At 52.9% G+C, this 18,479-nt stretch carries 12 protein-coding genes and 6 pseudogenes; 12 read left to right on the forward strand and 6 right to left on the reverse strand.

Translation table 11 applies throughout. The features are described from left to right. Positions 1-172: 172 nt before the first annotated feature. The 4 genes and pseudogenes from U5A05_RS10215 (at position 173) to U5A05_RS10230 (ending at position 5,485) form a co-directional block, all read left to right on the forward strand. Positions 173-964: a bestrophin-like domain gene (locus U5A05_RS10215; protein ID WP_321836262.1), complete on the forward strand. Its 792-nt coding sequence runs from the start codon at positions 173-175 to the stop codon at positions 962-964. Between the two features lie 1,102 nt (positions 965-2,066). Next, a pseudogene (locus tag U5A05_RS10220) lies at positions 2,067-2,366 on the forward strand (P-loop NTPase); the annotation flags it as partial. A 246-nt stretch (positions 2,367-2,612) separates the two neighbouring features. Next, a complete protein-coding gene (locus U5A05_RS10225) occupies positions 2,613-4,160 on the forward strand; it encodes a sensor domain-containing diguanylate cyclase (protein ID WP_321836263.1) in 1,548 nt (515 codons plus the stop codon). A 131-nt stretch (positions 4,161-4,291) separates the two neighbouring features. Next, positions 4,292-5,485, forward strand: coding sequence for an MFS transporter (locus tag U5A05_RS10230; RefSeq protein ID WP_321836264.1), 1,194 nt, complete (start codon positions 4,292-4,294; stop codon positions 5,483-5,485). Between the two features lie 360 nt (positions 5,486-5,845). Here the strand turns inward: U5A05_RS10230 and U5A05_RS10235 are convergent, their stop codons facing one another. Further along, positions 5,846-6,784 (reverse strand): LysR family transcriptional regulator, encoded by a 939-nt coding sequence (locus U5A05_RS10235; protein ID WP_321836265.1) that lies wholly within the window; start codon positions 6,782-6,784, stop codon positions 5,846-5,848. A 225-nt stretch (positions 6,785-7,009) separates the two neighbouring features. Here U5A05_RS10235 and U5A05_RS10240 point away from each other — a divergent pair, with 225 nt between their 5' ends. Next, positions 7,010-7,855, forward strand: coding sequence for an SDR family NAD(P)-dependent oxidoreductase (locus tag U5A05_RS10240; RefSeq protein ID WP_321836266.1), 846 nt, complete (start codon positions 7,010-7,012; stop codon positions 7,853-7,855). Between the two features lies 1 nt (position 7,856). Continuing rightward, a complete protein-coding gene (locus tag U5A05_RS10245; protein ID WP_321836267.1) occupies positions 7,857-8,741 on the forward strand; it encodes an SMP-30/gluconolactonase/LRE family protein in 885 nt (294 codons plus the stop codon). Positions 8,742-8,821: 80 nt separating this feature from the next. Here U5A05_RS10245 and U5A05_RS10250 read toward each other — a convergent pair whose 3' ends face one another. After that, positions 8,822-9,538, reverse strand: a complete 717-nt coding sequence (locus U5A05_RS10250) for a class I SAM-dependent methyltransferase (RefSeq protein WP_321836268.1) — start codon at positions 9,536-9,538, stop codon at positions 8,822-8,824. 145 nt (positions 9,539-9,683) lie between these two features. On the opposite strand from U5A05_RS10250, the pseudogene U5A05_RS10255 reads away from it, so the two are divergent. Next, positions 9,684-9,979 (forward strand): annotated as a pseudogene (locus U5A05_RS10255) (IS66 family transposase); the annotation flags it as partial. 131 nt (positions 9,980-10,110) lie between these two features. Here U5A05_RS10255 and U5A05_RS10260 read toward each other — a convergent pair. Next, positions 10,111-11,121 (reverse strand): proline dehydrogenase family protein, encoded by a 1,011-nt coding sequence (locus U5A05_RS10260; RefSeq protein ID WP_321836269.1) that lies wholly within the window; start codon positions 11,119-11,121, stop codon positions 10,111-10,113. Positions 11,122-11,569: 448 nt separating this feature from the next. On the opposite strand from U5A05_RS10260, the pseudogene U5A05_RS10265 reads away from it, so the two are divergent. Beyond that, positions 11,570-11,790: pseudogene (locus U5A05_RS10265) on the forward strand (transposase domain-containing protein); the annotation flags it as partial. Here U5A05_RS10265 and U5A05_RS10270 read toward each other — a convergent pair. Continuing rightward, positions 11,753-12,142, reverse strand: a complete 390-nt coding sequence (locus U5A05_RS10270; RefSeq protein WP_261741982.1) for a winged helix-turn-helix transcriptional regulator — start codon at positions 12,140-12,142, stop codon at positions 11,753-11,755. The pseudogene U5A05_RS10265 and the gene U5A05_RS10270 overlap by 38 nt on opposite strands. 150 nt (positions 12,143-12,292) lie before the next feature. Between U5A05_RS10270 and gstA the strand changes: the two genes are divergently transcribed. Then, a complete protein-coding gene (gstA, locus tag U5A05_RS10275; protein ID WP_321836270.1) occupies positions 12,293-12,922 on the forward strand; it encodes a glutathione transferase GstA in 630 nt (209 codons plus the stop codon). A gap of 67 nt (positions 12,923-12,989) precedes the next feature. Here gstA and U5A05_RS10280 read toward each other — a convergent pair. Further along, a pseudogene (locus U5A05_RS10280) lies at positions 12,990-13,250 on the reverse strand (transposase); the annotation flags it as partial. A 109-nt stretch (positions 13,251-13,359) separates the two neighbouring features. Next, on the reverse strand, positions 13,360-14,616 hold the full coding sequence (locus tag U5A05_RS10285) for an FAD-dependent monooxygenase (protein ID WP_321836271.1): 1,257 nt from the start codon (positions 14,614-14,616) through the stop codon (positions 13,360-13,362). Between the two features lie 99 nt (positions 14,617-14,715). Between U5A05_RS10285 and U5A05_RS10290 the strand changes: the two are divergent. The 3 genes and pseudogenes from U5A05_RS10290 to U5A05_RS10300 form a co-directional block, all read left to right on the forward strand. Then, positions 14,716-15,585: pseudogene (locus tag U5A05_RS10290) on the forward strand (LysR family transcriptional regulator); the annotation flags it as partial. A gap of 37 nt (positions 15,586-15,622) precedes the next feature. Beyond that, positions 15,623-15,700 (forward strand): annotated as a pseudogene (locus U5A05_RS10295) (integrase); the annotation flags it as partial. Positions 15,701-15,898: 198 nt separating this feature from the next. Next, the gene (locus U5A05_RS10300; RefSeq protein WP_321836272.1) at positions 15,899-18,025 is read left to right on the forward strand and encodes a TonB-dependent siderophore receptor; all 2,127 of its coding nucleotides are present in this window, start codon (positions 15,899-15,901) and stop codon (positions 18,023-18,025) included. Positions 18,026-18,479 lie beyond the last annotated feature (454 nt).

The raw sequence follows: 18,479 nt of genomic DNA on the forward strand, positions 1-18,479 counted from the left end.
ATCTCCATGAGCAAGAACCTCCTCTTGAGCTATAGTTTTAAAGCCGTTCGTTCGGTTTGAGGGGGGCAGTAGTGATAGCTGTTCCAGTATCATCTATGATGTACAAAGCATGCTGGTGCAGTTGTAGTCGTGCTATAAGGGTTTAAATCAAAATCACAATCAAAAGTGACATATGCTTTCTATCTTAAATTCTATTGATGTCTACTCTTGGTGCCTGTTGATCTCTCTGCTGCTGGGTCTGTGTTTGGCAGCTTTTGCAGGGAAAATCACATGGGGGGCTAAAACTGGTCGTAATGTTGATTTTGATGATGAGTTAAAAGTAGTGCTGGGTGGTACGTTGTCTATGCTTGGTTTACTTATAGGGTTTATTCTTTCGTTTGCAATTAGCGGGCTAAATACTCGCGTGGTTGCAGAAGAAAATGAAGCGATTGCAATCGGGAATGCATTCCAGCGTACGACGTTGCTTAGTGAGTCCCAGCAACAAAAAGCTGAGATAATGTTGCAGGACTATTTGGCGCTGCGTATTTCGTTTTTTGAGACGAACGATGACAGCAAAAGAGCGGCTATCCGAATGGAATCAATTAACGCGCAATCACATATGTGGGCTTTAATCAGCAAGATCGCAAAAGAGAAGTCGGGCTCGGTAATTCTAAGCGTTCTTAATGCAAGTGGTGAGCTGTATGTATCACAACAAAAGACGATGTCTAGTTGGCGGCGTCAAATACCCGGGGTGGCGTGGGTGTTGTTGGTTTTATGTGCTGCGTGTTCTAATTTTTTAATTGGTTACAATGCCAGAGGAAGTTCGAGGGGTAATACGCTGGTTTGTATTATGCCGGTTTTTACTGCGCTGGCATTATTTATGATTGCGGAAATTGATGTTCCAGGGAAAGGCCTTATACAAGTATCGCCCGATAATTTGAGGGCTCTCGTATTGACTCTGAAGCATGGGGGGCTAACTTTGTAGTTGATGAAGCTGTCTATCTTGTGTGCAGGGTACAACTGCCTACTATTGGGTGTGCTTGGAATTGTTTGGCTTGGATTTCTAATAGCACTGATTGAGTGTTTGAGGACATGACAGAAAAGCCAAACCCCGGAGTTTCGCGATTCTAGGGCTTCTATTTTTGCCTCCATTTCTTTATGCCTGGCGAACCTGGTACAGAGATTAGCCGCCACGTGTCAATTTTTTACTACTGCGATAGGGCGATTGTGTCTGGTCGCACGATGCAGGAGAAGAGGTGGAACGTTTCTGTATGCGGGAGCATACATCTTGATGTACATGATGTTTTTCCTCGATGCCCTACTGAACTGGGTAATTCATCGCGTCGTTGAGAAGAATATTACAGATCACAGCATTAGCACCATGGTTCGGGCTTGAGTCACTGTTGTCTATCATCTGATAAATCCTGAACCTGTCAGCCTGACTCAACACACTGAACGCTTCTAGAGCGTCGCCAAAGCCCTCGGTTATTTCTGCGGCTAAGTAAACCTGATGAGTGTCGAAAGTTTCTTCAGCCGGGCTAAGTCGATGGCGCTGGCCCGCAAATATTTCATAAAACGGCGCGCCGGGCCGCGGTATTGAATTTATCAGAGCGCGTCTTGTTTTTAGTATCGACGTTCCGGCGGGAGGGTAAAACTAGAAGTCGACATATTTGCGTATTCAGAGGCGGAGCGTTGGAGTTGACAATGATGGGGGCAGTTATTTTTTTGATCGATTTTAGAGGTGTGCTCTTAAGAGTCTTTAGAGCGACCAATTATTGGCGTCATATGTTTGGCTTGTTGGTACGCACGATGTGTCCTTTTTTTATACAGTAATTACTTCTTTGAAACGTTTGTTTGACTGGTTGTTGGCGCCATTAGGTTGGCAAGTTTAAGGTTGGTATTTTTTTATTTTTTTTGGGGACTTTTCTCTGATTTACTTGTCAATTAGGATCGGTGGCTATTTGTCTTGAATGGATTTCTAGTTCCTCAAGAGCTAACGGAATAACTTAGGTGTGTCCGCTAACGTAGTAGATTGTCTCCAGGTCTGCGGGGATGATCTCAAGTCGCGAGCGGTAGGGAGCAGGAATATGGAACATGGGAATTTAGTACAAGTTGTCGCAGTAGCCAACGGCAAAGGCAGGGTGGGAAAGACAGCTGTAGCCATAAATCTCTCCCTGGCGCTGCCGGAGCTCGGGAGACGACTTATATTGCTAGAAGCTGATCCGGGTTTACCGAATATAGGTGTTCTTTTGGGGCTTACTTCAAAATACACGCTTGTCGATTTAATTGAGAGTCGCTGTCCATTGTCCGATGTACTAGTGCAAGGTCCTGGCGGGGGGATCATTGCTCAGTCGGCATCAGGTATGCAGAGTTCGTCGCATTTGTCGTCTACGCATTTAGAGTTTTTTTAGTAAGATTTGTTGGACGGTCTAAAGGCTGATTTTTTCGGTGTATGAGGGTGGAGATATCGTCCTGTTATTCACTAACACTGGGAGTTACATTTGGCCTGCTATCGTTCGCTATGCAATTAATTAAACTCGGCTTTTTGTTGGTGTTGCGGTTTAGGACAGTCAAAAGCTAGCATTATACAAATGGGTTGAGAAAAACCGTCATGTAGTGTGGGGGCTGTAAGGATGGCGGCACATGTATTTTTTAAAAAGGCAAGTCGTAAGCGCGAAACTAACGTGGTTGTCTTCCTGTTGTTTGTTGCTTGCCTTTCTTTGGCTATGTTGTCGATTTGGAGTGTTTGGTTATCTCGTGGTCGGGTTTTAAATGACGCTGAGCTTCGCGCTCTGAATTTGGCTAAGGCGCTTGATAGCTACGCAGAAAGTGTTATTAACAAAAGTTCTTTGTTGCTTTATGATTTGGTGGATCACCTGGAAAAAGATGGAATTGAGTTTCAAAAAATAATTCGCTTGCGGGATCTGGTGGATAATCGACAGCATCTAATGGCACCCAGTAGTAGTGTGACTATTTATGATGAGAAAGGGGGCTGGGTTATGTCCTCAGCTGGGTCAATGCTCAAGGAGGTAAATAGCAGTGATCGGGAATTTTTTTCATACCATCTAAATAATCGTACAGAGAATATATTTATTGGCCCTCCTGCTGAGCGGCTCACTGCATTTCAATGGGTGGTTACAGTAAGTAAACGATTTAATGATAAGGATGGACGTTTTGCGGGTGTGGTTGTAATTACGTTAGCAGTCGAGGATTTTTTGGGTGTTTTTGGAGCTGTTGATCTGGGCAGTGATGGTGTTGTTGTGCTGACTAATGGTGACGGCAGAACGTTAGTTCGCTATCCGCTCTATGAGCAGAGTGTAGGCTGGAGCTTCTCGGAGTCCATAATTCACCTTGGGTATCTTGTTGATAGCATGGTTGCCTCAACACGTTTGGTTTCAAGTGTTGATGGAGTAGAGCGTATTTATGCATTCCGTAAAAATAGAAACCTTCCTTTGGTGGTGACGGTTGCTGTTGGTGTGGAAGAGTCTCTTGCATCTTGGCGTTTAGACGCTGAGCGCATAGCAAGCGCTGTACTGATATTGATGCTGTTTGTTGGGCTAATAAATGTTGTGTTGATTGTAAATGTAAAGAATAGGGATGAGGTGGAAAGCGACCTGATTGATGCGCGTGAGGAGTTACTCAAGGTGAATAATGAGTTGGAAGAGCTTGTTTCTATCGATCATTTGACAGGGTTGTTTAATCGTAGGTCTTTTGATGAGGCTCTTTCAAAGGCTTCTCTGCGTGCATGTCGAGATGGATGTTCACTCTCTCTACTAATTATAGATGTTGATTATTTTAAACGCTTTAATGACTTTTATGGTCACCTGCTTGGTGATGAATGTTTGAAAAAAATTAGCCTGGTGCTTAAGCGATGTTCAACTAGAGAGCTTGATTTTGTTGCGCGATATGGAGGTGAAGAGATAGCAATTATTTTGCCTGATACAGACATTCTCGGCGCTATTTCAATAGCTAAAAATGCCCTTGATGCAGTGCACAGATTGGGTGTTGCCCATGTCCGGAGCCCGCTTGGCAGGGTTACTGTAAGTATCGGCGTGGCCTGTATGGAGGGGGGGGAGTTGATAAGGAATGAGTTGATGTTAATTGAAGCGGCTGACAAGGCAATGTATGAGGCAAAAGCTTCTGGACGAAACTGTTACAAGGTTTTTAAAATACAGCATTAACTATCACAAGAAATGACGCAAGCCGGTGCCGGCGCTTGAATATCGTCAGGGGCGGCGCGGCCGTTAGTTTTCATTGATGATCGGCACGCTGCACCTGTATTCAGGGACAAATAATTCAAGGGAGAGAAGTCGTGTCAGCCACATCTGGAAACAGCAACATTTTTCGACTGGCAACCGCCCAGGCATTGGCGGGCGGTAACTCAGTCATCGTCTACGCAACCGGCGCTATCGTGGGGGACATGCTTGCACCGGATAAAGCATTGGCGACGCTGCCTATCTCCATTTTTGTCGTGGGCATGGCGAGTTGCACGCTACCTGCCGGAGCCATTGCGCAGCGCCATGGGCGCAGTCTCGTATTTATGCTGGGAGCGTTGTGCGGCATCCTGATGGGAGTGCTGGCTGCGATTGGCATTTATTTGTCTTCCTTCTTCATTTTCTGTGCTGCGATGCTGTTTGGTGGCGCTTATGCCGCAGTGGTGCTGACGTTTCGTTTCGCCGCCGCAGAATGCGTTCCAGAAAACAGGCAACCCTGGGCGCTTTCAATCGTCATGGCTGCCGGGCTAGTAGCAGGTGTACTTGGTCCACAGACGGTCACCTATACGATGGACCTATGGGAGTCCCACCTGTTTGTCGTTACTTATGTTGCAGCCGCATTAATGGCGGTGGTTTCGGCGGCGGTGCTGCTAGGTGTCGATTTTCCACGCCATGAGGCGGCTGTTCGTACTTCAGGTCGTCCGCTTGCGGTGATTGTTCGGCAGCCTCGACTCATCAAGGCCATGCTCTTTGGTGTCGTAATTTACACTTTGATGAACTTCCTGATGACGTCGGCCCCACTAGCAATGAAGAATGAGGGTCTTTCACAGGAATCATCGAATCTGGCATTGCAGTGGCATATAATTGCAATGTACGCACCCAGTTTTTTCACTGGAAATCTGATCCGCCGTTTTGGGGCAAATCGCGTTGTGTTTATGGGGTTGATGCTAACCGGCGCTGCTATTGCTGTCGGGCTTGCCGGCATGCAGTCCTCTCACTTTTATCTATGTTTGGTGCTTCTAGGGATCGGTTGGAATTTTGGTTTTGTCGGCGCCTCTGCGCTCGTCCTTCAGTGCCATAAAACAAGCGAAAGAAACAGTGTCCAGGCGCTCAATGATTTCATTGTCTTTGGCGCCGTGGTGCTCGGCTCGTTTGCATCGGGAGGTATATTGAATCAATACGGTTGGACCGTTATCTGTGCGCTTGCCTCTGTACCTGTACTGGTTGCTATGGCGACGTTGATACTGAGCGAGCATCGCGTCAGATATTCAACTCAGGAACGAACAAGCTAGGTAACGTCTGCTAATTACTGAATCGCCCCTAGTTTCGTAGACGCCTTTGAGAGGCTGCTTTTGGCCCCGAGTGTGTAAAAACGGTTCGCCAAAAATGAGGTGTACGCGTCTACGTTAAATCTGAAATTTATCGGCACGTCAGCATATGTAGATTTTGCGTAGCCGCGCGATTCCCCGTTCGGTTTTGACTGCATGTCGCGCTCAAAAACGTTTTTACACAGCCTCGGCCGGTTCCGGTCTCTCGCGACCGGCTACGAGCGACCCAAACCGGTCAGTCGTAGCAAACAGAAATTGGCCGATAGCGACCACCGATTCAGTGGTTCTCCCGGGGGCTTGGCGCAAGCACTACAACCTTGCGCTCTAGCGAACCTGTTCGGCCAGAGCACATTCGACCTGAGGCCCTCTGCTGAAGTCGAGCATGGAAATGAAACTGTCTATCAGCGGTGATTCGTTGTGGGTATGCCAGCTCATGTACAGCCCGATGGCAGGGTTGGGAGACTCTGTTACAGGGGAAATTCTGCGAATCAGAACCTTGTCGAGCATGATCGAGTTGGCGATGGATTCGGGCACCAGGGCTACGCCGAAGCCGCAGGCCACCAGGCCGATCAAGGTATGGATCTGCGCGCTTTCCTGCACCACTTTTGGGTAAAAGCCAGCGGCTTCGCACAAGGCAATGAGCTGGCTGTGATAGCCGGGGCCCAGGGCTTCGGGTGTGAACACGAAGTCTTCGCCGGCGAAATCCCGCAGGTCGATTTGCCCGGTCTGTGCTTTTGGATGATGAGTGGGCAGCGCCATTACTATTTCTTCATCGAGCAACAAGCGCGATTCGACGTTTTCCGCCGAAATGGGCAGCCTGCGCATGAAGGCGATATCTGCCTCTGCGGACAAAATCGCTTTGGCCTGGCTGGAGGAGGGCATTTCCTTGATGATTAACTGGACCTTGGGAAAGGTTTCGCGAAACTGCCTGAGGGTGTTGAGCAACGACTCGTAGTAAGCGATGGACACCGTGGTGACAGTGAGTTTGCCGGCGATGCCTTCGGACACTTGGCGGGCGTGTTCCACCCCCAGTTCCAGTTCCTTGAGTGTGCTATAGGCGGCGCTCAGAAAGGCACTGCCTGCGGGTGTCAGTTTCACCTCGCGTTTGTTACGCGTGAACAGGCTGAAACCCAGTTTACCTTCCAGGCGATTGATGGCCTGACTCAGGGGGGGCTGGGCCATGTGCAGGCGAATCGCGGCTTTGTGAAAATGCAATTCTTCAGCCACTGCGATGAACTGCCTGAGCAGTCGGGTTTCGATCATTTCTTCCGTTCCTTCATTTGAACTGATCTGTGTTACCCGTGGAGGGGCGGCATGTACTTGGTCAATATCGAACTCCGTGGTTGATCAAGGGATATGTTCCCTAAACAGGTCACGGGATTTAAGCAATAGTTTGATATGAGCAGGGTATCAACTTCGGTCCTGATTAGTATTAAACAACCCGCATATTCATTGTTAAGGTGAGGTGGCAATCAAGAGGAAAAATCAATGAACTTTACAGGAAAGACTGCAATTGTAACGGGCGCTGGCCGAGGCCTGGGTTTCATCTATGCACGGGAATTGGCAAGGTTGGGCGCGAATGTCGTGATCAGTGATATCGGGGCGGACAACATCGGCGATGGTGCGGATACATCCATTGCCCTCGATGCCGCACGAACGCTCCAGTCCGAGGGGTATAGCGTCGTCGGTCATCACGGCGATTTGGCCAGCGAGCAGGGTTGCCGGCAATTGATCGAGACGGCCATCGAGGCGTATGGGCAACTTGATATCGTGATTCACAACGCCGGTTGGGTCGGTTATCAATCGATTGAAGAGGCGGAGTCGTCATTCATTGAACGCGCGCTCGATATCAATATCTTTACGCCCATCTGGTTGTGTAAGCATGCCTGGAAATACCTCAGGCAATCTGCTGTTGCGCGCGTGGTACTGACCTCTTCGGATCGGGCGATGTATCAGCAATATGCTCAGCCGGGCCTTGTGGCTTATGCAGCAGGCAAAATGGCGCAACTGGGCATCATGAATGCGCTGAGCATGGAAGGCGCGACAGATGGCATTCTGGTCAACGCGGTATCGCCGGTCGCCAAAACCAGAATGTGGGGTGTGACCGGGGAACCGGACAACCTGAAGCCTCAGTGGGTGGCTCCCGGTGTGATCTTTCTGGCCTCGGAACTGTGTCAGGACACCGGCTACATTCTGCGGGCCAGCAATGGCCAATTCACCGCTACGCGGTTTGCCGAGAATAAGGGCGTCGACTATCCCGTCGACCTGGCTCGGGTCAAGGCATCCAGCGCCGAGCAGATTGCTCAATTGTGGGACCACATCAAGGAGTGTTGATATGCCTGCTCAGGAAGCGCTGCGTCTTTTTTCACCGTGTCAGTCTGATCTGGGTGAAAGCCCGGTCTGGGACGAAGCCTGTAATTCCCTATTGTTCGTGGACATCTCAGGTGGGCAGATAAACGTCCTGGACGAACAGGCCAACCTTACGCGGCTTTACGAGTCCCCATCAAGGATCGGCGCGTTGGCATTGACCAATGCCGGTAACCTGATTTTTACCCGGAATGCCGGCGTCGCCATTCTGAATCGCTCCAGCCTTCAGGTGAGCAACAACTCGAAATTGGCCATCACGCCCTCGTCCTATCGTTTCAATGACGGCGCTTGCGACCCTCAAGGACGCTTCATCACCGGTTTGATGGACGAAGCTCACAGCAAAAACACCGGCAAACTGTATCGATATGATGCAGGGCTGAACGCCTCGGTAGTGCTGGACAATATCGGCCTGCCCAACGGCCTGGTGTGGTCAATCGACGGCAGTGAACTGTTTTTTGTCGATTCGGTGGCCCGCACGATTTATCGCGCCCGCTATCCGGCTACCGGCAACTATCTGGAGCAGGTGTCGGTGTTTGCCCATACACCGCCAGACCTCGGCCGCCCGGATGGGTTGGCAATGGACACGGAAGGGGGCATCTGGGTGTGCCAGTTCAATGGCGGCTGCCTGCTCAGGTACGATCGCCACGGTGAGCTGACCCGGACGATTGAGATGCCGGTCCCGCGCCCCACCAGTTGCTGCTTCGGCGGGGCCGACATGCGCACATTGTTCATCACCAGTGCCAAATTCGGCATGTCGCCCGCCGAGCAGGCCGACTTCCCCGCAGCCGGGAATATCTACAGCATCCGACTGCCGATCTCTGGCGTGCCCCGGCACCGGTTCAAGGAGCTTTGAGGCGTTTACGGCTCTTTTGCGTTGGCGGTTGGTCCGAGGCTCCGCCGGCTAACGGGCGTGAGCAGTCTATCGGTTCCGTTTTAAAGGGGCTTCTGCGTTAGCCAAGCTCCCCAGAACAGACTGCTGAAGAAACGAGTAGCGTCTCCGAATCCTGAGTCATGCATCAATTGTTGAACTGCTGCCTCGGAATGTGGCGGGTCAGCTCCCTGGAGAATTTTTCCTAGTTTGGTCTTCACTTCATCCGGGCTGGCGCCATGTTGTCGCCACCTTTGCCCCCAAGCGGCCAGCAATAACGGTTGGCTGGCATAAGCATATTGATTGCCAGCCACAATCAGCGGCGCGCCCGGTTTTAGATGAGCCCGTATCGATCGTAAAATTTTTCGCTTCGCAACCTCCCCATCGAGATGATGGAGCACACCGATCAAGGTCGCTGCGTCGTATGAATCGTCCGCTGTCAGGTCTTCAACATGCCCAAGATGCAGGCTTGTTCTTTCGAGCAAATTGTTTGCCCCCAGGTGCTGCGCCGCAACCTCCAGCATCGGCTCGGATGGATCAACGGCAGTGAAGCGCCATGTTGGCTCCAACATGGCCATCGCAATAATTTCCTGAGCCGTACCGCCAGCGCCAACGACTAGCACTTTTGCAGAACGTGCATTGCCGAGGCTTGCCGACAGCATGCATGCAGCAAGATCATGGCAGGCGTCATACCCAGCTAATGCGATACGGCTCTGTCGTCCGTACTCATTGGCCCGTGAGGTATCAAATTTTTCAGCTGCGTTTAGATGGGATGATTTCAAGGCGCTTCTCCGTGTCCTTGAATTAAGTTACGCCAGAGAGTTTTATAATAAAAATTCATTAGTTTTATGGTATGCATTCCTCAAGGGAATGCTTGCCTCGCCTTCGCGATAGACAGTTATGGGGCGAAAGATGACCTCTATCAGGAGAGCGCTGGATTACAGCTTGAAACGCTGGACGGCGCTATCGCACTCTCGATGACGGGGCCGTACACATTGGCAATAATTGGGCGCAGAACCAGATCAGGCCTTGGGCGCCAGGGCGAAAGAGCTGGCTCTTTGCAGGCTCGGAGCGTAGCGGCGGCGATCATGAGTTTAATCCCGTCTGCGTGGCTCAACGGGCATGACCCGTACGCTTATTTGAAGGGCGCTCTCACGCGCCTGCCGACACAGCGGGCTAGTGAGTTCACCGAGCTTTTGCCACATAAGTGGATGCCCGTTTAATGACGTTGGCGTGATGGGCAGATGCTCACAAAAAGCCTCCACGAAAAGCGATGCCTCCCTCCAGTTTTCACTGGAGGGAGGCATCCCATCGCACTTACTGAATGCAGCGACCCTGTTGTTTTACTCGCTCGTCAGAGGCCGATAAGCGCTTTGGCGACATGGCCCGCGATACTAGGGTTCTCATTCAGTCTGCGCGTGCTGTAACCGTACCAGTCCATCCCAAAAGGTACGTAAATGCGCACGCTGAATCCCATTTTCAACACCTTGTCACGCAAGGGTTCGCAAACACCTAGCAGCATCTGGAATTCAAACTGGGTGCTATCGATACCGTTGTCTCGGGCCAGCGCAATAACTTGCTCGATCAATGCAGCGTCATGCGTGGCCACACCGACAAAGCTGCCGGTGTTAAAGCAGCGCATAACGTGATTCAAAAAATGAGTATTGATGGCGGTACGGTCACTCCATGAGCCGTTTACAAGGTGCGATCGTTCCTCCACATAGATACCCTTGCAGATGCGAAACGTGTTTGTTTCACGTGTGAGCGCCTCAATATCCTGATAAGTACGTTTCAAATAAGCCTGCAATGCCAGCCCTACATTGTCATGGCCTATTCTCAACTGGCGGAACAGATCGATTTCCTTTTGGGTGCAGTTAACATCTTCCATATCTATGCAAACAGAGTTTTGATGACCCTCTGCGGCTTCAAGAATGCGCTCTGCGAGACGTGTGCATTGCTGCATGTCGAGGAGTAATCCAAGCGAGGATGGCTTGATCGAAATATTGGCTTTTAATCCGTTGGCTTGAATCGCCTCAAGCAAATCAATGTAATCGATCGCCGTATTCTCAGCCTGTTGTGGAGTCGAAACAGTCTCGCCCAACACGTCGAGGGTCACACAAAAACCTTGTTCATTTAGCTGTTGAACTCGCGCAAGGGCTTCGCCTAGCGTGGCACCAGCAATGTAGCGGCGGGAGATTTTTTGGATAATTGCGCGAGGAATAAAAGGGATGGCACGAGCCATCAAAGCGTTAAAAATTTGCATATCAAGACCTGAGACGAAAAACAGCCAACTTCCATTTCTTCGAGCCAAAGCGTCGAAAAACCACGGACGAAGCAAAGCAACCACTCCTTTGGGGAGCAGCATGAAGCAGAGTCACAACCGTATGTGTCAGTACATAGCGGCAGCGTCTACTGCGAACTTCAGTTCATCGATGGGGGCCAGGCGGCGGCGTGCATGCTTTCTTCTCTAGGTGTTTGCTAACGTCAAATGTTGTTGCCCCAGTATTGCCCAAGCTATTTGTAGAGCTTGAAGGGTGCTGAACGTTGATCGATACCACAAAAAAAAGCAAGGCGAGTTGGGCGTACGCTTACTTTCAAATGGGTATTTCATGCAGCCAACACGCCGCTCCTGTTCCCAGTCCTTCAAGGCCCTGGTCATTCAAGAGTGCGTCCAGCCCGGCGCTTCGATTGCCAGTATCGCGCTCAGCCTCAACGCAAACCTCGTCCACTAATGGATTCGGTTTCACGCGCAGAGAAGCACGGCGCTGACACCTGCATTCGTCCCCAAGTTCTTCGAGTTGCACGCAACGAACAAGAGCCAGATCCGACCATGGGCCCTTGGACGCAAGAACTGGCTCTTCGCCGGATCGCTACACAGCGGAAAACGGGCGGTGGTGATCATGAGCTTGATCCAGTTGGCGCGGCTCAACGGGCATGACCCGTACGCTATCTAAAGGATGTTCTCACGCGACTGCCTACGCAGCGCGCGAGTGATATCAGCCAGCTACTGCGGCATCGGAGGAAACCCCGCTAACTGACGCAAGGTGAGCTGGACAGACGCTATCAAGGGGCGGGCGACTCTTGACCCATAGCCCAAACTGTTTCATTACCTCAACAACAGGCTCTAACCGCCGTCCGTCAACGGTGAGTTCGTATTCAACCGTGACGGGCACGGTGGGAAATACTGTACGTTTTACGAGTCCAGCTTCCTCAAGGGCGCGTAAATCAATGGTCAGCATTCGTTGCGAAATAGCGGGAATGTCCCGCCTAAGCGCATTAAAACGCTTTGGCCCATCGAGCAGGTAGGATGCAAGAAGCAGGCGCCAACGGCCACCTAGCAAACGCATCGCTTCTTCGACCGAGCAGCCTGAGATGTTGTCTTTCATGGTCAGAGTCCTGCATTGGTTTAGGTATACTTTTTGTACCTATACTACAAAATAGTGCCTTCTTCCTATTTTATACCGGATATCTAGAATGAGCTGAAGCCGTCTCTCAATTGGAATTGACAGCGCTTACTCATGCTCTGGAGTCTGCAAATGAAGCTGTACTACATCCCCGCGTCTTGCTCCCTCTCGCCACATATCGTCCTGAATGAGCTTGGTCTAGATGCCACACTGATTAAAGTCGATCACAAGAAGCACCTCACCGAATTGGGCGCCAATTACTTTGAGGTCAACAACTTTGGCTACGTACCTGCAATCGAGCTGGACGACGGCACTCTCCTGCGTGAAGGGCCAGCAATCGTGCAGTATTTGGGTGACCTGAAGCCGGAGCTTGGACTTGTTCCCACTCATGGCACCCTTGATCGATATCGACTTCAAGAATGGTTGAGCTTCCTGACGTCTGAAATACACAAGGGGTACATTCCCTTGCTGTACTCAACACTCGCGGGTAAGTACGTAGACACTGCCAAGCCAAAGTTGGAGAAGCGTTTCGCCTGGATTGACGAACAATTGACTACCCGACCATATCTCATGGGTGACTCCTTCACTGTGGCTGACGCCTATCTGTTCGCATTAATAGGCTGGGGTCAGGCCGACTGGTTGACCAGCTATTACAAGGCCGACATACACTTCGACGATTTGCATTACCTTCGTGCATGGTATGAACGGGTTAAAGTTCGTCCCTCGGTTCAGAAAGCGCTGCGAGAAGAGGGTCTTGTGTGACGGCAGATGCGTGCTGATTGAGAGGGTTATCGACAATGGAAGGGCTAACGTCCGCTCGTAGTTGATAGCTGCCATGAACGTGACAAGGATTCTCTTCAAACAATCCCAACTGCTGACACAGCACAACAAGCTGTCGACAGACGCCTCGGATGGCTTGGCTGTTGTCTTTTCGCAAGTTGGCGATGGTCTTGAAGTCGGGCATCAAACGCCCGGTCAGCCACATCAGCTCGACGTTGCGTTGGGCTTCTCGTTCCAGGCGCCGGCTCGACTGAAGGCGGTTCTGATAACCGTAGATACAGATCTTCAGCAGAGTAGCGGGGTGGTAAGCCAGGCTAGACTTGGCGCTCCAGCGCGGTGGGCAAAGTCATGGGGCTCGGTTTACAGTGAGGCGTCTCGGGGCCGGAGACGCCATGCAGTGTCCAGATTGCCAGAGTCTTTCAGAGGCGGTACAGACTGCCTAAGTCAGCGCCATCCATCGGCGTGCTGTCCGTGCAGCCCGTCATCGGCAAACCCTGTGACCATCCTGCCGCCAAGGCCTGCACGTCACGCAAGGGGTCGGACGCCTTGGCGCGTTCATTGCGAATGCGGCAGGTTTCAGGATCAGTGGCAAACAGACCGCGAGCGAAGACTCGACCCTGCTCGGCCAGCTTGGCTGTCTTCGGCCCGCGAATCTCCGCGAAGCGCTGCAAGGCTTCATCAAGGCCGTCCGTTCCTTCCAGGCACCTGGCAAGATGCCAAGCGTCTTCCAACGCCTGACAAGCGCCCTGGCCTGATGTCGGCAACGGCGCGTGCGCCGCATCTCCCACTAGCAGCACATTGGCTCGGCTCCATGTGTGCAGCGGCTCCAAGTCGTGTACGGCAATCATTCGGATGGCGTGCGCCGGCGTCGCCTGGATGATACGGGCGATAGGCTCTGGCCATCCCGCGAACAGATCCTCGATCTCCTTGCGCATATCGGCTGCGGGCGTCGCGCCTGACAATGGCCGCGCCTGCGCCGCTGCCCAGTAGACCAACTCCGGCCGGACCGCCACGCAACCGAAGCGATTCCCCGAACCCCAATAATCCTGAATCGCCATATCGCTCACCAACGCACGCTCTCCTTGTGCCACCCCGATCCAGTTCACAAATCCCTGATAAACCGGCGTGTTATCCCCTGCAACGAAATCGCGTGCCACCGACCCCATACGGCCATCGGCGCCGATAAGCAGATCTGGACGGATACTCACCCCGTTCTCGAAGCGCGCCATCGCTTTGCCATTTGCCTCCAGATCGATTCCCACCGCCCGATGCCCGAACTCCACCGGGATTCCGGCCTGTGCCGCATGGTTCAGCAGCACTGCCTGCAAGTCCCTTCGCAAAATGGTATGAGTCGGATATCCCATTGTCTGGTCCAGCAGCGCGATATCGATGCCCCCCAACGAATTGCCCGCAGCGTCCTGGCGGCGCACTACCACTGGCCGGCCACCCGCTGCCGCGATGTCCTGGAGGAGGCCCAGCTCCTCCAGCACAAAGCCAGCGTTGGGCCAGAGCGTCACGCCAGCCCCCATAGTTGCTGGCCCGGCCCGGCGCTCATATACCCGGGGGCGGTATCCCCGTTTGCGCAAGGCAAGCGCCACGCTCAACCCCGCAATTCCGCCGCCAAGTATTCCGATTTCCACGCTGGATCTCCTATTCAATCCGTCCCGACGCGTCATCGGCGACAACCCATCGGACGAGACGGCATCTTAGATTCCGTCAATGTGGAGAACTATTATGTAAAAATGGGCGACTTTAATACCTTGATCGGGACAATCATGCGCAATGCCCTCGACCTGAACACCGTCCGTGTATACGTGGCGGTCGTCGATGCACAAAGCTTTGCCGGTGCGGCGCGCCTACTGTCCCTGCCATCCTCTAACGTCAGCCGCCACGTTGCCTCGCTGGAACGCAGATTGGGCGTCCGCTTGCTGGAGCGCAGTACTCGTCACCTGCGCATGACTGAAGCCGGCAGACTTCTCTACGAACGTGCCAAACCTTTGCTCGACTCCTTGCTCTCCACTGAAGAAGAGCTTGGCGCGGTGCAGCGTGAACTGCGGGGGCCCTTAAGGATGTGCATGCCAGGCGAAGCGCCAAGGCTACTAGCCCCTATCCTGGCCGAATTCTGTAGCCTCCATCCCGGCGTCGAACTGGAGTGCGACACGCGCCTGACCGGTATAGAAGCGCTACGGGAAGACGTGGACCTCTCCATTGTCTTCCATCGTGGTCGCCAGGATGACAGCACCATCATCACCCGCGAACTCGCTACGCTACCCAGCATTGTGGTTGCGGCGCCCGCTCTGTTAGCCAAAACGGGAACTCCGCGCCAAGTGCGCGAGCTTGAGTCCTTACCGTGCATTACTACTCTGAGCGCATTGAAGGGCCAGCCCTGGATGTTTCTCGACGCCACAGGCGAAATCGTGAAGGTATCTGTGCGTAGTCGCTATCGTGTCAACAGCGGAGAACTTGCGTTGGCAGGCGCGCGGCAAGGCATCGGTTTCGCGATAGTAGCAGCCCATCCATGCCAGGAAGATCTTGCCGCGGGCCGATTGCGGGAAGTGTCGCTGGACCTGCGCCCAGCGCCGCTGCAATTGCTTGGCGCGTACAGCCACCGGCATTCCGTGACGGCGCGGGTTCGGGCATTGCTGGAATTTATACAGCTGCGGTTGGAACGAGTTGGGAGCGGTGCAACAGGCCCAGCTACGCAGCGAGAACTGCCTTTTCCCTAGCCGGCTGCATACCTCAGACCATCTATCCACTCGCTAGCCGACCCATAGCGGGCAGTTGCATTGATTGACGAATGAAGAGTTGTGTTTTGTTGCCCAAGAATGACCGCAACAGCACCTATTCAGAAAAAATCAAATACAAATGCGTATCAGTACATATGGTTTGGATATAACATACGCCGCGTTAAATTGGCACGTATGCCGTCCTATATGGCTATATCACAAGGTTCCCTCGATGCGTCGTACTCTGGTTTCCATCTGTGTGCTTCAGGCGTTTTCCGCTTCCTCTTGGGCAGAGCAACCTGCAGCCGATAAACCCAGCCTGGAGTTGCAGGCCACTGAAGTCGTCGGCACACCAGACTTTGAAACCGCGCTGGGGCCAGTGGACGGCTATCGCGCAAGCCGTTCGGCGAGCGCCACGCGTACCGACACTTCGATCCATGAGACGCCGCAGTCCATCAGCGTGGTGAGCAAAGATGTTGTAGAGGACATCAGTGCCACGCGATTGCAGGATGCGCTGGATTATGCAGGCGGAGTGGGGCGTGCCAACAACTTTGGTGGCCAGGGCCTAACCACGTTTACGGTGCGCGGGTTTACGACCGGTGAGTTTTATCGCAACGGTTTCCCGATCAACCGTGGCTACCCAAACATGCCGGATGCGAACACTATCGAGCGACTCGAAGTGCTCCGGGGGCCGGCGACCATGCTCTATGGCCGTGGAGATCCGGGCGGTACGTTCAACGTCATTTCCAAACAGCCGCTGGCGGTGCCAACGGTCACCCTGGGTAGCCAACTCGATGACCAGGGAATGAAACGTGGCACGCTGGATGCGTCCGGCCCGCTCGACGAAGAAGGGCGTCTGGCTTATCGCTTGAATGTGGTGGGTGAGGGTGGTGACACCTTTCGTGATCATGTCGAGGGCGAACGATACGGCGTGACGCCGGTCATTTCCTGGCAGGCCACTGACGATACCAAAGTGATTTTTGAAGGCGACTTCATGCGCAATAATCACCCGCTGGATCGCGGTGTGACGCGCTATCCCAATCAAATCGGCACCGCTTCACGCGACACCTTCTTCGGCGAAAAAGACGTTGGCAAATTGCACAACGACAACAACATGGCGCAGCTGCGTTTCGAGCACGTGTTGAGCGATAACTGGACGTTGGGCGGTGGGTTCCAATGGCTCGACGGCACCCTGAAGGGGAATGCCATTGAAGCCAACGGTGTGGCCCCAGACGGACGTACCCTGGGCCGTAACTTCAACTACCGCAAGCTGGAGTGGACGGACAAGGACACCCAGCTCAACCTCACCGGGCACTTCACCGCAGGCGGCTTTGATCACACGTTGCTGATAGGAATCGAGTACGAAGATTACGACTACAAGTCGATCATCCAGCGCTCCAGCGGGGAAGTGAGTGCCTACCCGATTGATATCTTCAACCCGGTGTATGGTCAACCTCGTCCTGCATTGACCCGAACCCCGACGAACGACAAGGAAAACCTCAAGACCTACGCCACTTTTCTTCAGGATCAGGTGGTCTTGACCGAGCGCTTGAAACTCCTGGCCGGTGCTCGTTTCGAGCGCTTTGATCATGACTATGAAACCTTCGTGCAGGACGGCAAAAGCTGGGAAGCCAGCGGTAATGCCGTGACCCCGCGCGTGGGAGTGACTTATGACCTCACCGACACCGTGGCCATCTATGCCGACGCGGCTCGCTCGTTCAAACCCAATACCGGTGCCAGTCGCCAGGGCGGTGGTTTTGATCCGGAAAAGGGCAAGTCGTATGAACTTGGTATCAAATGGGAAGCGCTGGACGATCAGTTGAGTGTCGACGCTTCGATCTATCAGATCGAAAAGAGCAACGTGCTCACCACCGATCCTGTGGTCTCGACCTTCAGCGTGGCAGCGGGCGAGGTGCGCAGCCGTGGTTTCGACCTGAACGTTGCCGGCAACCTGACCCCGCAATGGCGAGTAATCGGTGGCTATGCGTATGTTAATGCCGAGGTAACCAAGGACAACGTCATCCAGTCCGGTACCCGCCTGGCGAACATTCCGAAAAACAGTTTCAGCCTGCTCAATGTCTATGAGTTCCAGGATGGCGCACTGAAGGGTCTTGGCCTTGGCACCGGCCTGAAGTACGTCGATGAGCGTGCGGGGCAGACGGCCAACACAGCTTTTTCGATGGGCAGCTATACCGTCGTCGATCTGCTGAGCTACTACAAGGTCAACGACCAGATCAGGCTTAATCTGGATGTTAAAAACCTGACTGACGAGGACTATGAGGAGGGTTCGTTCGGCAACGTTTACGCCTATCCGGGGGCGCCGAGAACCGTGCAGGTCGGAATCTCGTACACGTTGTAAATTGATAGGTCATTGCGTCGAGAAAACACCCCTCGGCTTCATTGAGTCTGTTGTGTCCGGGTAATTTCGGTTTGAGCGAAATTGCCCTTCGAAAGGCCGGTTCGATTCCGGCTTCGGCCTCCACATTCGAAAGCCCCGTAGACCTTGTTCTACGGGGCTTTTTATTGAGCGCAGGAAAGTGAAGTGTTCCATTGCTTTGAACATGCTTGCTGACGCTGGCCAGTTCGACAAGATCACCCAGCGTATCAACGGTGGCCAGAACGGCGCGGCCGATCGGCAGGCGCTGTATGCCAGTGCGCTTAAGGTGTTGGCGTGAAGATCGATGCGGTGAAGTGGGGCGGGGTGCTGCTGATCATCCTGGCCCTGATGGCGGGCAGCGAATGGGCTGCACGGGCGTGGCAGGCTAGCGCCTGCTGCGATTAGCCACACAGATGCGCCATAGTAACGTCCAAGA

Source organism: Pseudomonas kulmbachensis (genome assembly GCF_963681935.1).
GTDB classification, from domain to species: domain Bacteria; phylum Pseudomonadota; class Gammaproteobacteria; order Pseudomonadales; family Pseudomonadaceae; genus Aquipseudomonas; species Aquipseudomonas kulmbachensis.

Bases quoted from the DNA above. Each gene is read 5' to 3' on its own strand.
- U5A05_RS10215 (WP_321836262.1), top strand. From the start codon at position 173: ATGCTTTCTATCTTAAATTCTATTGATGTCTACTCTTGGTGCCTGTTG.
- U5A05_RS10225 (WP_321836263.1), top strand. From the start codon at position 2,613: ATGGCGGCACATGTATTTTTTAAAAAGGCAAGTCGTAAGCGCGAAACT.
- U5A05_RS10235 (WP_321836265.1), bottom strand. From the start codon at position 6,784: ATGATCGAAACCCGACTGCTCAGGCAGTTCATCGCAGTGGCTGAAGAA.
- U5A05_RS10240 (WP_321836266.1), top strand. From the start codon at position 7,010: ATGAACTTTACAGGAAAGACTGCAATTGTAACGGGCGCTGGCCGAGGC.
- U5A05_RS10245 (WP_321836267.1), top strand. From the start codon at position 7,857: ATGCCTGCTCAGGAAGCGCTGCGTCTTTTTTCACCGTGTCAGTCTGAT.
- U5A05_RS10260 (WP_321836269.1), bottom strand. From the start codon at position 11,121: ATGCTGCTCCCCAAAGGAGTGGTTGCTTTGCTTCGTCCGTGGTTTTTC.
- U5A05_RS10270 (WP_261741982.1), bottom strand. From the start codon at position 12,142: ATGAAAGACAACATCTCAGGCTGCTCGGTCGAAGAAGCGATGCGTTTG.
- gstA (WP_321836270.1), top strand. From the start codon at position 12,293: ATGAAGCTGTACTACATCCCCGCGTCTTGCTCCCTCTCGCCACATATC.
- U5A05_RS10285 (WP_321836271.1), bottom strand. From the start codon at position 14,616: ATGACGCGTCGGGACGGATTGAATAGGAGATCCAGCGTGGAAATCGGA.
- U5A05_RS10300 (WP_321836272.1), top strand. From the start codon at position 15,899: ATGCGTCGTACTCTGGTTTCCATCTGTGTGCTTCAGGCGTTTTCCGCT.